Origin of the sequence: Nocardia coubleae NBRC 108252 (assembly GCF_001612805.1) — a bacterium.
In the GTDB taxonomy this organism is placed as follows: Bacteria; Actinomycetota; Actinomycetes; order Mycobacteriales; family Mycobacteriaceae; genus Nocardia; species Nocardia coubleae.
In genome coordinates, this window is record NZ_BDBD01000010.1 from 146,415 (window position 1) to 158,746 (window position 12,332).

Annotated in this window: 14 protein-coding genes; 9 read left to right on the forward strand and 5 right to left on the reverse strand. The window is 69.1% G+C overall.

The annotated features are described in order from the left end of the window. Nucleotides 1–154 precede the first annotated feature (154 nt). Nucleotides 155–799: a TetR/AcrR family transcriptional regulator gene (locus tag NCO8_RS08555; RefSeq protein WP_372462148.1), complete on the reverse strand. Its 645-nt coding sequence runs from the start codon at nucleotides 797–799 to the stop codon at nucleotides 155–157. Between the two features lie 108 nt (nucleotides 800–907). Here NCO8_RS08555 and NCO8_RS08560 point away from each other — a divergent pair, with 108 nt between their 5' ends. From NCO8_RS08560 to NCO8_RS08600, 9 genes are all read left to right on the forward strand, one after another. Then, nucleotides 908–1,735 (forward strand): SDR family NAD(P)-dependent oxidoreductase, encoded by an 828-nt coding sequence (locus NCO8_RS08560; protein ID WP_067637888.1) that lies wholly within the window; start codon nucleotides 908–910, stop codon nucleotides 1,733–1,735. Nucleotides 1,736–1,757: 22 nt separating this feature from the next. After that, complete coding sequence (locus NCO8_RS08565; protein WP_067637890.1) at nucleotides 1,758–2,681, forward strand: reductase; 924 nt, start codon at nucleotides 1,758–1,760, stop codon at nucleotides 2,679–2,681. Continuing rightward, nucleotides 2,678–3,244 (forward strand): NAD(P)/FAD-dependent oxidoreductase, encoded by a 567-nt coding sequence (locus NCO8_RS08570; RefSeq protein WP_067637892.1) that lies wholly within the window; start codon nucleotides 2,678–2,680, stop codon nucleotides 3,242–3,244. Before NCO8_RS08565 ends, NCO8_RS08570 begins: the two co-directional genes overlap by 4 nt. A 64-nt stretch (nucleotides 3,245–3,308) precedes the next feature. Continuing rightward, the gene (locus NCO8_RS08575; protein WP_067637894.1) at nucleotides 3,309–4,820 is read left to right on the forward strand and encodes a flavin-containing monooxygenase; all 1,512 of its coding nucleotides are present in this window, start codon (nucleotides 3,309–3,311) and stop codon (nucleotides 4,818–4,820) included. After that, a complete protein-coding gene (locus NCO8_RS08580; protein WP_067637896.1) occupies nucleotides 4,817–5,083 on the forward strand; it encodes a YdeI/OmpD-associated family protein in 267 nt (88 codons plus the stop codon). Before NCO8_RS08575 ends, NCO8_RS08580 begins: the two co-directional genes overlap by 4 nt. Nucleotides 5,084–5,170: 87 nt before the next feature. Next, nucleotides 5,171–5,812, forward strand: coding sequence for a fasciclin domain-containing protein (locus NCO8_RS08585; RefSeq protein ID WP_067637900.1), 642 nt, complete (start codon nucleotides 5,171–5,173; stop codon nucleotides 5,810–5,812). A 116-nt stretch (nucleotides 5,813–5,928) separates the two neighbouring features. After that, nucleotides 5,929–6,576: an ECF RNA polymerase sigma factor SigK gene (gene sigK / locus NCO8_RS08590; RefSeq protein WP_067637902.1), complete on the forward strand. Its 648-nt coding sequence runs from the start codon at nucleotides 5,929–5,931 to the stop codon at nucleotides 6,574–6,576. Beyond that, nucleotides 6,573–7,295: an anti-sigma factor gene (locus tag NCO8_RS08595; protein ID WP_067637903.1), complete on the forward strand. Its 723-nt coding sequence runs from the start codon at nucleotides 6,573–6,575 to the stop codon at nucleotides 7,293–7,295. The genes sigK and NCO8_RS08595 overlap by 4 nt, the downstream gene beginning before the upstream one ends. A 29-nt stretch (nucleotides 7,296–7,324) precedes the next feature. Continuing rightward, nucleotides 7,325–8,863, forward strand: coding sequence for a molybdopterin-dependent oxidoreductase (locus NCO8_RS08600; RefSeq protein WP_067637904.1), 1,539 nt, complete (start codon nucleotides 7,325–7,327; stop codon nucleotides 8,861–8,863). 7 nt (nucleotides 8,864–8,870) lie between these two features. Here NCO8_RS08600 and NCO8_RS08605 read toward each other — a convergent pair whose 3' ends face one another. From NCO8_RS08605 to eno, 4 genes are read right to left on the reverse strand one after another with little or no spacing between them, the layout of a single operon-like run. Then, nucleotides 8,871–9,821 (reverse strand): Ppx/GppA phosphatase family protein, encoded by a 951-nt coding sequence (locus NCO8_RS08605; RefSeq protein ID WP_067637906.1) that lies wholly within the window; start codon nucleotides 9,819–9,821, stop codon nucleotides 8,871–8,873. A gap of 39 nt (nucleotides 9,822–9,860) precedes the next feature. Beyond that, entirely contained in the window at nucleotides 9,861–10,382 is a 522-nt protein-coding gene (locus NCO8_RS08610; protein ID WP_067485558.1) for a DUF501 domain-containing protein, read from the reverse strand. Further along, nucleotides 10,383–10,955, reverse strand: a complete 573-nt coding sequence (locus NCO8_RS08615; protein ID WP_067485556.1) for an FtsB family cell division protein — start codon at nucleotides 10,953–10,955, stop codon at nucleotides 10,383–10,385. It abuts the gene before it with no gap. Between the two features lie 44 nt (nucleotides 10,956–10,999). Then, the gene (gene eno, locus NCO8_RS08620) at nucleotides 11,000–12,286 is read right to left on the reverse strand and encodes a phosphopyruvate hydratase (RefSeq protein ID WP_067485554.1); all 1,287 of its coding nucleotides are present in this window, start codon (nucleotides 12,284–12,286) and stop codon (nucleotides 11,000–11,002) included. Between the last annotated feature and the right edge of the window lie 46 nt (nucleotides 12,287–12,332).

Sequence of the window (12,332 nt, forward strand, 5' to 3'; positions counted from 1 at the left end):
CTGTTGATCGGCGCTCCCGGACGACCTATCGCCCGACCGTGACTCCAGTGGAGAGCACCCATGTCGATACTGCGTTCACGGGTACCACCTCCTCGTCCACTGTCACGGAATTCGTGAAAGGTAGCAGTGGGTGCCGTCGTTCGCCAACGGATTTTCAACCGCCGATGATGTCCGCGGGCAGGAACATGGCGCCGAGTTGGGTGGCGATGGCGTAGGTGTGTTCGACGAGGCGGGCGGCGTCGACGTCGATGGCACCGGTGCGCCAGGCGGTGAGTAGTTCGATGAAGCCGCCGATGCCTGCCAGGGTGCTCATGCGCACGGCGGTTTCGTCGGCGTCGGGGCGTAGATGGGGCCAGGCGGCGGCGAGCAGGAGGTCGGTGGCGTCGGTGAGCATGGCTTTGCGGCGTTGTTCGAGGACGGCGCTGCCCGCGTGGTCGGCGAGCAGGATGCGGGCCCGGCCACGCAGGTCGGTCTGCAGTTCGACGGCGCGGGCGATGGCGGCGCGCAGGATTTCCAGGGGGGCGCGGTCGGCATTGTCGGCCAGGATGGTCGCCAGGTCGGCGAAGACCTCCGCGCACACTTCGTCCCACACCACGGCGAGCAGGTCGTCGCGGTCGGTGAAGTTCTCGTAGAAGTAGCGGTCGTTGAGCGCGGCCCGCTGGCAGACGCCACGCATCGTCACCGCGGCCCATCCGCTGTCGAGCCAGATCTCGAGGGCCGCCGCGATCAGGTCGGCGCGGCGCTGTGCCCTGCGCTCTTCGGCGGTGCGGCCGCCCCAGGTCCGGGCCGGTGCGCGCACATCCATGGTTGACAAAGTACTCCGTCACGCGCCTAATTGGTGTCAGGTGCGGCCAATGGTGGCAGATGACACCAGTTCGGACCGGACCGGTTGAACCAGGGAGTCGCCATGCGCCTGTTTCGTCGTCGTCGAACCGAACACGCCGATGCGGTGGTCACCGGCGCGGGCAGCGGCATCGGCCGCGCATTCGCCGTGGAACTGGGCGGTCGCGGCGCGCGGGTGGTGTGCTCCGACATCGACGCCGACCGGGCCGCCGAGACCGCCGTGCTGGTGGAGAACGCGGGTGGCAAGGCCGTCGGCGCCCGCTGCGATGTCACCGCGATCGACGAGGTCACCGCGCTGGCCACCCTCGCGCAGGACTGGTTCGGTGGTGCGCCGAGCCTGGTCGTGAACAATGCCGGGATCGGTGCGGGCGGGCCGCCGGTCGGCGAGTTCACCCTCGACGACTGGGAACGCACCCTTGCGGTGAACCTGTGGGGAGTCATCAACGGCTGCCACGTCTTCACGCCGATCCTGCGTGCGGCGGGGCGTGGAACGGTGGTCAATGTCGCCTCCGCCGCCGCCTTCGGCGCGGCACCACGGATGGCCGCCTACAACGTGAGCAAGGCGGGGGTGCTCGCGCTGTCGGAGACGATGGCGGCCGAGCTGGCCGGGACCGGCGTCGGCGTGACGGTGCTCTGTCCCACGGCCGTGAAAACCGGGATCCTGCGGTCGGATTCGCCGCTGGACGGCACCGCCGAACGCCTCGGCGGATCGCTCCTGCGGTGGACGGGCCGCGCGCCCGCGAGTATCGCGAAGACCACCCTCGACGCCGTCGACCGTGGCGATCTCTATGTGGTCCCGCAACTGGAGGCCAAAGTGCTGTGGCAGGCCAAACGCTTGATGCCCGCCACCTACACCCGTTCGGCGGGCCTGCTGGAGCGGGTCGTGCGCTGAACCGACCGGAAGGAGACGGACAATGACGTTCGCCTATCCCGACATGCTCGCCACCGTGCGGGCCAAGCAATGGGCCCTGGCCGATATCGACTGGGACGCACCGGGTGCCGAGCTGATCACCGACGAGCAGCGGCCACGACTCGCCGCGTTCATGTCCGATCTGGTGTGGATCGAACACGTCGGCGCCCGTGGTTTCGCCGCGCTGGTCCAGCAGGCGCCACCGGGTGCGCTGCGCGAGATCTACCGGCACTTCCACGCCGAGGAGCAGAAGCACGCCAATGCCGAGCTGGCGCTGATGCGCCGCTGGGGCATGCTCGACGGCGACGCGATGCCGGTGCCCAACAAGAACATTCGCCTGGTGATCAGCTGGCTCGATCGCTATGCCGAACACCTGAGCCTGCCCGTCCTCGGCACCGTCATCCCGTCCTTGGAGACGGCGCTGGACGGCGCGCTGGTGAAGTTCCTGCTCGACGAGGTCGACGACCCGGTGTGCCACGAGGTGTTCCGCCACATCAACAGCGACGAGTCCCGGCACCTGGCCGTCGGCTTCCAGGTGCTCGAGCAGCTCGGCGCGGGACCGCTGCGCAAGATCGCCATCGAGACAGCGGGTTTCGCGGCGCGTCCGTCTTTCGTACTCGGCGCGCTGCTCTACGCACCGCTGTTGTCGCGGATGGCAGCCAATATCGTGGCGCTCGGTCTGGACGAGGAAAAGCTGTGGAACGCGGTGCGGCGCTACGAGACCGTCGGCGAGCGCAGCCCGCGGATCCGGCGGCTGCCGCTCTATCACGTGGTGCGGTTGCATGCCAAGGCGACGATCGACCACCGGCAGCCGTTCCAGTTGCTCGCCGATGTGTCCAGTGCCTGTATCGACAGGTTCCCGGTCCGGGTGCTCGGTCACCGTCCGTCGTGGGTCCGCGAGCTCACCTACGAACCGGTCGCGAAATGATCGGGCTCCCCGGCACATTCGACGGCCGGATCGTGCACCACCGCGAATTCCATCCGCGCCGGGAGTTCACCGGCGAGCGGGTGGCGATCATCGGTTCCGGCGCGGCAGCGGCACGACTACTGCCCGGCATCGCGGCCGAGGCGGCGCGGGTGACGGTGTTCCAGACCGAGGCCGTCTGGATCGTGCCGCGCGCACCCCTGCCGCCCGCTGCCCTGCGGCACGCGCCGGATGGTCTGGTGCGGCTCGTCGCGCGCGCCAATCTCTTTTGGCAAGTGCGCGATTCGTGGTTGCGGTACCGGCTCACACCCGACGACGACGCGGGCGTCGCGGTGCACGACAGCTACTACCGCACGCTGCGACAACCACACTGCCGGCTGGTCACCTGGCCGATCGCACGGCTCGCCCCGCTCGGCGTGCGCACAGTCGACGGCATCGAACACCGGGTCGACACCATCGTCTTCGCCGACGACTCCCACCACGTCGTGCGCACCATCGGCCGCGGTCACCATCTGCCCGCGACAGCCGCCAGAGTCGGCGCGGCCGACAGAAAGGAATCAGCGTGAGCGAGCGAACCAGCTACCTGCGCACCGTGCGAACAGCACGGCCGAATCTCGGTGAGGCAGCGGCATGAGCACCATCGATCACGAGATCATCATCGTCGGCGCGGGCTTCTCCGGCATCGGTGCCGCGATCGCGCTGCGCGAGGCAGGTTTCGAGGACTTCCTGATGGTCGATGATGCCGACGGGGTCGGCGGCACCTGGCACTGGAACACCTATCCCGGTGTGGCCGTGGACATCCCGTCGTTCAGCTACCAGTTCTCCTTCGATCAGCGGACCGAGTGGTCGCGGGTCTACGCGCCGGGCCATGAACTCAAGGCCTATGCCGAATCCTGTGTGGACAAGTACGGTCTGCGCCCGCGCATCCGGTTCGGCACCACCGTGGTCGCCGCCGATTTCGACGCCGACGGCGACCGCTGGGTGTTGTGCACCGCCGACGGCGCCGAGCTCACCGCCAGGTTCGTGCTGAGCGCGACCGGTGTGCTCACCCGCCCGAAACTGCCCGACATCCCCGGTATCGAGACCTTCGCCGGGACCACCGTGCACACCGCACGCTGGGATCACGGCCTCGACCTGCGCGGCAAACGGGTCGCGATCATCGGCACCGGGGCGTCGGCGGTGCAGGTGATCCCGGAGATCGCGCCGCTGGTCGAGCACCTCACGGTTTTCCAGCGCACCCCGATCTGGTGCCTACCCCGCCCCGATCTGCCCATGCCGCCACCCGCGCGCTTGGCACTGCGCCTGCCCGGCGGCCGCACCCTCACGCGGCTCATCAGCCAGACCTACGTCGAGGTCACCTTCCCCCTGGCCGCCCACTACCACCGCTCGCTGCCCACCGCCGCGATCGGCGAGCGGGCCGGGCTGGCCCACCTGCGCCGCCAGGTGAAGGACCCGACCGTGCGCGCGAAACTCACGCCGAACTACGCCCTCGGTTGCAAACGGCCGAGCTTCTCCAACGACTACCTGGCCACCTACAACCGCGCGAACGTCACGCTGGAAACCGCGCCCATCACCGAGATCACCGCGACCGGCGTGCGCACCTCGGGCACCGAACATCCGGCCGACGTGCTGATTCTCGCGACCGGCTTCAAGGTGATGGAGTCGGGCAATATGCCGACCTACGACCTGCACGGCGTCGACGGCCTCGACCTGGAGAAATGGTGGGACGAGAACCGGCTGCAGGCCTATGAAGGCGTCAGTGTGCCGGGATTCCCGAACTATTTCTCCATCATGGGCCCCTACGGCTACAACGGCGCCTCGTATTTCACCCTCATCGAGAACCAGACCCGCCACATCCTGCGCTGCCTGCGCCGCGCCCGCAGCACCGGAGCCACCCGCGTGGAGGTTCGCCGCGAGGCCAACGACCGGTTCTTCCGCGAGGTGCTGGCCCGCCGCGGCGGCCAGGTGTTCTGGCAGGACAGCTGCGCCGACGCGAACAGCTACTACTTCGACAAACACGGCGATGTGCCCCTTCGCCCGTCCTCCACTCTGGAGGCGGCCTGGCGCAGCGGTCATTTCGACCTGTCCGACTACATGTTCACCGCAGCAGGCCGAGCACTGAGCGCTACCGTGGAAACATGAGCAGTCCAACGGTGCCGGGTGGGGTCGTGCACGAGCTGCCCGCCGATCTGCGGACCGCGCTGGCGAGCAATCCCGCCGCGCTGGCCGCGTGGCTCGACATCACGCCACTGGCTCGCAACGAATTCATCTGCTGGGTCGAGGACGCCAAGCAGGCCGCGACGCGGGAGCGGCGGATCCGGCGGACACAGGAGGAACTCGAAGAGGGCCAGCGGCGGCCGTGCTGCTGGCCCGGATGTCAGCATCGGGAACGCACCGGCAAGTAGCGCCCATCCGGGCCGGGTGGCTGGCCGAAATCCTTCCGTCAAACAGCTGTGCGGCTGCGACCGCCTGGACGGAAGTGATGGAAGACGATGCGATCTGTACGTAATTCCCTGATGGCGGCCCTGCTGCTCGGTTCGGTGGTCGGTGTGACGGCCTGTTCACAGGACGACGAGGCCGACACGGCAACGGCCGCGAGCACCACGGCGGCCACCTCCTCGGCGATGGGCACCCCGGCAGCCTCGGGTCCGGTCGGACCCGGATGCGCGGAGTACGCGGCCCAGGTCCCCTCCGGCCCCGGCTCGGTGGCGGGCATGGCGCAAGACCCGGTCGCCGTGGCGGCGTCCAACAATCCGATGTTGACCACCCTCGTGTCGGCGGTATCGGGCAAGCTCAACCCGGAGGTGAACCTGGTCGACACCCTCAACGGCGGACAGTTCACCGTGTTCGCACCGGTCGACGCGGCGTTCGCGAAGATCGATCCCGCCACCGTCGAGTCGTTGAAGACCGACTCCGCCACCCTGACCACCATCCTCACCTACCACGTGGTCCCCGGCCGGATCGAGCCCCAGCAGATCCCCGGCACCCACGCCACGGTGCAGGGCGCGGATGTGCAGGTGAGCGGTTCCGGCGACAACCTGACCGTCAACGACGCGAAGGTGCTGTGCGGCGGCGTGCAGACCGCCAACGCCACCGTCTACATGATCGACACCGTCCTCATGCCACCGTCGTGAACGCGCGGGCACTGGCGCGGACGGAGGGGTGGGGAGAAGAATTTCGGCATGACACCCATCCGGCGGCACGGGTGAGCCGAAATCCCTCCCATGCGCATGGAAACAGGGGCCCGACGATGACGAATGGCCCGGGATCCTCGCCGATCCGCCTGCGATCGGTGCCGACCGACCCGCCCACGTGTCCGCCGGATCGTGGGGCGGACCGGGCTGTGCAGGCCCGGCTGGTGACGCTGCTCGACGACGTCGCCGCCGGTAGCAGACCCGCGTTCACCGAGTTCTATCGAACGACCAGCCCGCGGGTCTTCGGGCTCGCACTGCGAGTCGTGCGCAGTCACGCCCTCGCGGAGGAGATCGCGCAGGAAGTGTTCCTGCAGGTCTGGTCGTTGGCCTCGGACTACGACCAGGACCGGGCGAGCCCGATCGGCTGGCTGATGATGCTCACCCATCGGCGCGCCGTCGACCGGGTGCGCGCCGAACAGTCGGCCACCAGCCGCGACATCGTGTTCGGTCACTGCCACCTCGGCCGCGATCACGACGTGGTGACCGAGGAGGTCACCCAGCGCCTCGACGAGCAGTCGGTGCTGGACTGCCTGGAAACGATGACCGCCCTGCAGCGCGAGGCGGTCGCGCTCGCCTATTACAGCGGGCGCACCTATGCCGAGGTCTCCGAGACCCTGGCGGTGCCGTTGCCGACGGTGAAGAGCCGGATCCGCGACGGTTTGAAAAGGCTCGAGAATTGTTTGACCGGAGGGACTTCCCGATGAACGAGACGGATCGGCGGACCCCCTGGTCATGGTTCGACGAGGCCTACCCCTACGCACTGGACGCGCTCGACGCCCAGGAGCGTGCCGACATCGATGAGCGGCTACGGGCGGCGGGCCCGGCGGTGACGGCCGAGTTCCACGCGAATGTGCGGCGCATCCAGGAGACCCTCGCGGCGTTGACCAGCATGGACGTGGTCGCACCGCCCGCTCGGCTCGAGACCGCGCTGATGGAAGCGCTCGATCGGCGTGATTCCGTTCGGCCGCACACGGTTTCGCGGGAACGGCGGCCGCTTCGGTGGCTCGCGGCCGCGGCGGCAGCGGTGGTGGTCGCCGGTGCGGCGGTGGGAATAACGGTCGCGGTCGACCGGGCGAACGACGCACCCGCCGCGATCACCGCGCAGCAGGTGCTCGAGCAGCCCGACAGCCGGGAAAGTTCGGCCCCGGTCACCGGTGGCGGCGAGATGACAGTGCATCTGTCGAAGGAGCTCGGTGCGGCGGCGGTGGCCTTCCACGATCTGCCCGTCCTGCCCTCGGACCGGACCTATCAGTTGTGGCGGGTACCGCCCGCCGGGCAACCGGAATCGGTGGCGGTGCTGGCCGGGCAACCCATGATCGTGACCCCGGTCCAGGCGGCGGACACCCTGGCCGTGACGATCGAACCGGCAGGCGGATCGCCGACGCCGACACCACCGGTGCTCGCCGGGGTGAAAGTCGGCTGATCGGGCAGCCACATCCTCAGGAGGTCAGCATGATTCACCGCGCACCCCGCGAACTGGGGCACCTCGCGGCCGCGGCAGCCGCGACGGTGGCCGCGGCCACCGTGCTGGCCGTCGGTCATCTCGTCGCGGTGTTCGTCGCTCCCGCCGCTTCGCCGTTCTTCGTGCTCGGCGCCACCGTCGTCGACAATACACCGAAGTGGTTGAAGGACAGCGCGATCCGCTGGTTCGGCGCCAACGACAAACTGGCGCTGGCCATCTCGATGGGCGCGGTGATGGTGGTGGCGGCGAGTCTGCTCGGTGAGCTCGCCCGGCGCCGCTTCGCCCTCGCGGCGGGCGGGCTCACCGTGCTCGGCGTGATCGTCGCCTTCCTGGCGCTGCGGCGTCCGAGTGCCACATTCTGGTTCGCGGTGCCCGCGCTCGCCGGAACCCTCGCCGGTGTGGCCGCGCTGACCGTATTGTTCGTGAGCTTCTCGGGGTCGGAGCCGGAACCGGCCACCGGACCGAGCAGGCGTGGTTTCCTGCTGGCCCTGGGCGGGGTGACCGCGGGCGTCGTCGCGGCAGGCGTGGCCGGGCGCTACCTCGCCACCCGCTTGCGCGATATCGCCGCCGACCGCGCCGCATTCCTGTTGCCCCGGGTCGCGAAACCGGCACCGCCGGTGTCGGCCGAGATGGATCTGCCCGTTCAGGGGATCACCCCGTTCGTCACCGACGCCGACGAGTTCTACCGCGTCGACACCGCCCTGCAACTGCCCTCGCTGACCCGCGGCGAGTGGCGACTGCGCATCCACGGCATGGTCGAGCGCGAGATCCGGCTGGACTACGACGAGCTGCTTTCCCGCGACGCCGTCGAATCCGTCATCACGCTCACCTGCGTCTCCAACGAGGTCGGTGGTGACCTGCTCGGCACGGCCCGCTGGACCGGGTACCGGCTGGCCGACCTACTGGCCGAGGCGGGTCCTTCCCGCGATGCCGATATGGTGCTGTCGCGCAGCATCGACGGCTTCACCGCGAGCACCCCGCTGGCCGCCCTCACCGGCAACCAGGACGCCCTGCTCGCGGTGGCCATGAACGGCGAGGCCCTGCCGGTGGCGCACGGTTATCCGGCCCGGATGATCGTCCCCGGTCTCTACGGATACGTCTCGGCGACCAAATGGGTCGTCGACCTCGAGGTCACTCGTTTCGATCGGACCGAGGCCTACTGGACCCGTCGCGGATGGGCGCCGACGGCGCCGATCAAGACCGCCTCGCGGATCGACGTCCCCGCAGCGTTCGCGACCCTACCCGCTGGTGAAGTCGTCGTCGCGGGCGTCGCCTGGGCGCAGGGCCGCGGTATCCGCGCGGTCGAAGTGCAGGTCGACGACGGCGCCTGGCAGGAGGCCACCCTGGCCGAGGCCTACTCGATCGACACCTGGCGCCAGTGGACCTGGCGCTGGGACGCCTCCCCCGGCACCCACTCCCTGCGGGTTCGAGCCACCGACGCCACCGGCTATATCCAGACCGACGAACGAGTCCCGCCCTTCCCGGACGGTTCCACCGGACACCACAGCCGAGTGGTCACCATCCGCTGAGCCGCTGCTAGCCCAGGATCGACATGGCGATGCCGTCGAGGATGTCGTGTTCGCTGACGACGAGTTCGGTGACGCCCGCTCGCGCGGCGAGTTCGTCGGCCAGCACCTCGGTGATCACCGCACCGCCGCCGATCACGTCGACGCGGCCGGGGTGCATGGGACCGAGGGCGGCGCGCTCGTCGTGGTTCATGGCGACCAGGCGGTCGCACACCTGGTGCACCTCGTCGAGGCTAAGGCGGGTGAGATGTACACGCTCCGAGTCGTATTCGGGGAGGTCGAGGGCGACGGCGGTGATGGTCGTCATGGTGCCCGCGACACCGACCCAGGTGCGCACCTTGTCGACCGGGACCTTCGCGAACGCTTCGTCGAGCTTCTCCTGCGCGAATTCCTTTGCCGCCGAGACCTGTTCGGCCGTGGGTGGGTTGCCCGGCAGGCAGCGTTCGGTGATGCGCACGCAGCCGATATCGGCGGAATAGGCGGCTTGCACACCCTTTTCGTCACCGACGACGAGTTCGGTGGAGCCGCCACCGAGGTCGACCACAACGAAAGGTCCGGCATCGGCCGACAATTCACCGACCGCGCCGGCGAAGGACAGCCGAGCTTCTTCGTCACCGGTGATGACTTCGGCGACGGCACCCTCGACCACGCGGCCCAGCTCGGCGCGGGTCATGGAGAAGAAGTCGTCCCGGTTGGCGGCGTCGCGGGTGGCCGAGGTGGCCACCATCCGTACGCGTGAAACACCTTGCGCCAGCATCACATCGACGTAGTCGGCCAGCGCGGCGCGGGTCCGTTCGATCGCCTCGGGGGCGAGTCGTCCGGTCGCGTCGACACCCTGGCCGAGTCGCACGATGCGCATCTCGCGGTGCACGTCGGTCAGCGCGTTGTCGGCGCCGACTTCGGAGATCAGCAGACGGATCGAGTTGGTTCCGCAATCCACTGCGGCGATGCGCTCACTCATGAGTGTTCCTCCAGGTCTCGACCAGCTGCTGTCCCGCGATTATGCCTGTTCGTCGGACTTGCGGGCAGCGGGCCAGTCGGCGGGAACGGCGGTCCCGCGCAGCCCGGCGTCGGCGGCCAGGGCCACGGACTCGTCACCGAGCGGGTTCACGCCCGGCCCCTTGGCCAGCGAATGCGCGATCAGCACGTGCAGGCACTTGACCCGGTCGGGCATGCCGCCGCCGGTGAAATCCGTTCCGAGCGACTCGATCTCGTTGCGCTCGGCCAGGTAGCTCTCGTGCGCGGCGCGGTAGGCGGCGGCCAGTTCGGGGTCGTGGGCGAGGCGTTCGGTCATCTCGCGCATCACCCCGGCCGACTCCTGCCTGCTCGCCTCAGCGGTGAGCCGGGGGTCGGTGAGGTAGTACAGCGTGGGGAACGGGGTGCCGTCGGGCAGGCGCGGCGCGGTCTTCACCACGGCGGGCAGACCGTCGGGGGTGCGGTAGGCGATCGCGAGGACTCCGCGCGGCTCGCGGCCCAGTTGCCGAGCGATGATCTCGAGGTCGCGCTCGTTCGGTGCGGTCACCTACGGTCCTTCCGGTGCTGGTTCGGAGATGCTGCGCCACAGGTCGGTGTACCAGGGGTCGGGCTCCGCTGTTCGGGTACTCATCGGCGGCGGTGCAGGCGCCTCGATGCCGGGAACCTGCACGATGTAAGGGGTTTCGCCGGGCATCACCAGCCGCAGCCGTTCACGGGCCTCGGTGCGGATGTAGGCCGGATCCTGTTGCTGCGCACGACGATCGCGCAGCGCGGCCAGGTCGGCGTCGAGTTCCGCGCGTTCCTCGGCCAGCGCGGCCGCCTCGGCACGCTGACTGAAGTACGTGCGCGTCGGCACGGCCAGGGTGAGCGCCAGTCCGCACAGCACGGCCGCCAGGATCACCGCCTTGCCGGTAGAGAGCCCGAGGATCGTGTGTTCGGTGCGTTCCAGCTTGCCGCTCGGCTTGCGGGTGGCCGTTTCCGGCCGCCGCCGGGTGGTGCGTTTGGCGGCGGTCGGACGGCCGGGTGTGTCGAGCGGGCTGGGGCGTGAGCGCGCGGCCCGCGACGTGCGCCGGTCGCCTCGTCCACCCGGACTGGTCCCCCGCGCACGTCGCTCGGTCATTGGCGCTCTACCCCATCATCTCCAGGTCCCGCGGTACTTCTTGTTCAGAACTCGCCGGTGAAACGCGGGAAGGCCACGTCGCCGGCGTAGCGTGCCGAATCACCGAGGGCGTCCTCGATGCGCAGCAGCTGGTTGTACTTGGCGACCCGCTCCGAACGCGCGGGGGCGCCGGTCTTGATCTGGCCGGAACCGACGGCGACCGCGAGGTCGGCGATGGTGGTGTCCTCGGTCTCGCCCGAACGGTGCGACATCATGGTCTTGTAGCCGTTGCGGTGAGCCAGGTCGACCGCGTCGAGGGTCTCGGTGAGGGTGCCGATCTGGTTGACCTTCACCAGCAGCGCATTGGCCGCGCCCTTGGCGATGCCCTCTTCCAGGCGCTCCGGGTTGGTGACGAACAGGTCGTCGCCGACGAGCTGCACCTTGTCGCCGATGGCGTCGGTGAGCGCGACCCAACCGTCCCAGTCGTCCTCCGACAGCGGGTCCTCGATGGAGACCAGCGGGTACTGGGTGAGCAGCTCCTCGTAGAACTGGCCCATCTCCTCGGCCGAGCGGACCTTGCCCTCGAACTTGTAACCCTCACCGGGGGTGTAGAACTCGGTGGCGGCCACGTCGAGCGCGAGCGCGACATCGGTGCCGAGCTTGTAGCCCGCCTTCTGGATGGCCAGGCTGATCAGGTCGAGCGCTTCCTTGGTGCCCGCGACGTCGGGGGCGAAGCCACCCTCGTCACCCAGGCCGGTGGACAGGCCCTTCTCCTTGAGCACGGCCTTGAGCGAGTGGTACACCTCGGTGCCCCAGCGCAGCGCCTCGCGGAAGGTGGGCGCGCCGATCGGGGCGACCATGAATTCCTGCACGTCCACACCGGTGTCGGCGTGCGCGCCACCGTTGAGGATGTTCATCATCGGCACGGGCAGCACGTGGGCGTTCGGGCCGCCCAGGTAGCGGAACAGCTCGAGGCCCGAGGACTCGGCGGCACCGCGCGCCACGGCCAGCGAGACACCGAGCAGGGCGTTCGCGCCGAGGCGTGACTTGTCGGGGGTGCCGTCCAGATCCAGCAGGACCTGGTCGACGGTGCGCTGCTCGACGGCGTCGAGGCCGATGATGGCGGGCGCGATCTCGTCGAGGACACCCTCGACGGCCTTGGTGACGCCCTTGCCGTTGTAGCGGTCGCCACCGTCGCGCAGCTCAACGGCCTCGTGCTCACCGGTGGACGCGCCGGACGGCACGTCTGCCCTGGTCAGGGTGCCGTCGTCGAGGGCGATCTCGACCTCGACAGTGGGATTGCCGCGCGAATCCAGAATCTCGCGAGCTCCGACCTGTTCGATGATGGCCACGAAAACGACTCCTTACGACGGAAAGGCACGGTAGGTCTCACGGGAT

Coding starts and splice junctions, on each gene's coding strand:
- NCO8_RS08605 (WP_067637906.1), bottom strand. CDS start 9,821: ATGAGTGAGCGCATCGCCGCAGTGGATTGCGGAACCAACTCGATCCGT.
- NCO8_RS08565 (WP_067637890.1), top strand. CDS start 1,758: ATGACGTTCGCCTATCCCGACATGCTCGCCACCGTGCGGGCCAAGCAA.
- NCO8_RS08585 (WP_067637900.1), top strand. CDS start 5,171: ATGCGATCTGTACGTAATTCCCTGATGGCGGCCCTGCTGCTCGGTTCG.
- NCO8_RS08560 (WP_067637888.1), top strand. CDS start 908: ATGCGCCTGTTTCGTCGTCGTCGAACCGAACACGCCGATGCGGTGGTC.
- NCO8_RS08600 (WP_067637904.1), top strand. CDS start 7,325: ATGATTCACCGCGCACCCCGCGAACTGGGGCACCTCGCGGCCGCGGCA.
- sigK (WP_067637902.1), top strand. CDS start 5,929: ATGACGAATGGCCCGGGATCCTCGCCGATCCGCCTGCGATCGGTGCCG.
- NCO8_RS08615 (WP_067485556.1), bottom strand. CDS start 10,955: ATGACCGAGCGACGTGCGCGGGGGACCAGTCCGGGTGGACGAGGCGAC.
- NCO8_RS08580 (WP_067637896.1), top strand. CDS start 4,817: ATGAGCAGTCCAACGGTGCCGGGTGGGGTCGTGCACGAGCTGCCCGCC.
- NCO8_RS08595 (WP_067637903.1), top strand. CDS start 6,573: ATGAACGAGACGGATCGGCGGACCCCCTGGTCATGGTTCGACGAGGCC.
- NCO8_RS08575 (WP_067637894.1), top strand. CDS start 3,309: ATGAGCACCATCGATCACGAGATCATCATCGTCGGCGCGGGCTTCTCC.
- NCO8_RS08570 (WP_067637892.1), top strand. CDS start 2,678: ATGATCGGGCTCCCCGGCACATTCGACGGCCGGATCGTGCACCACCGC.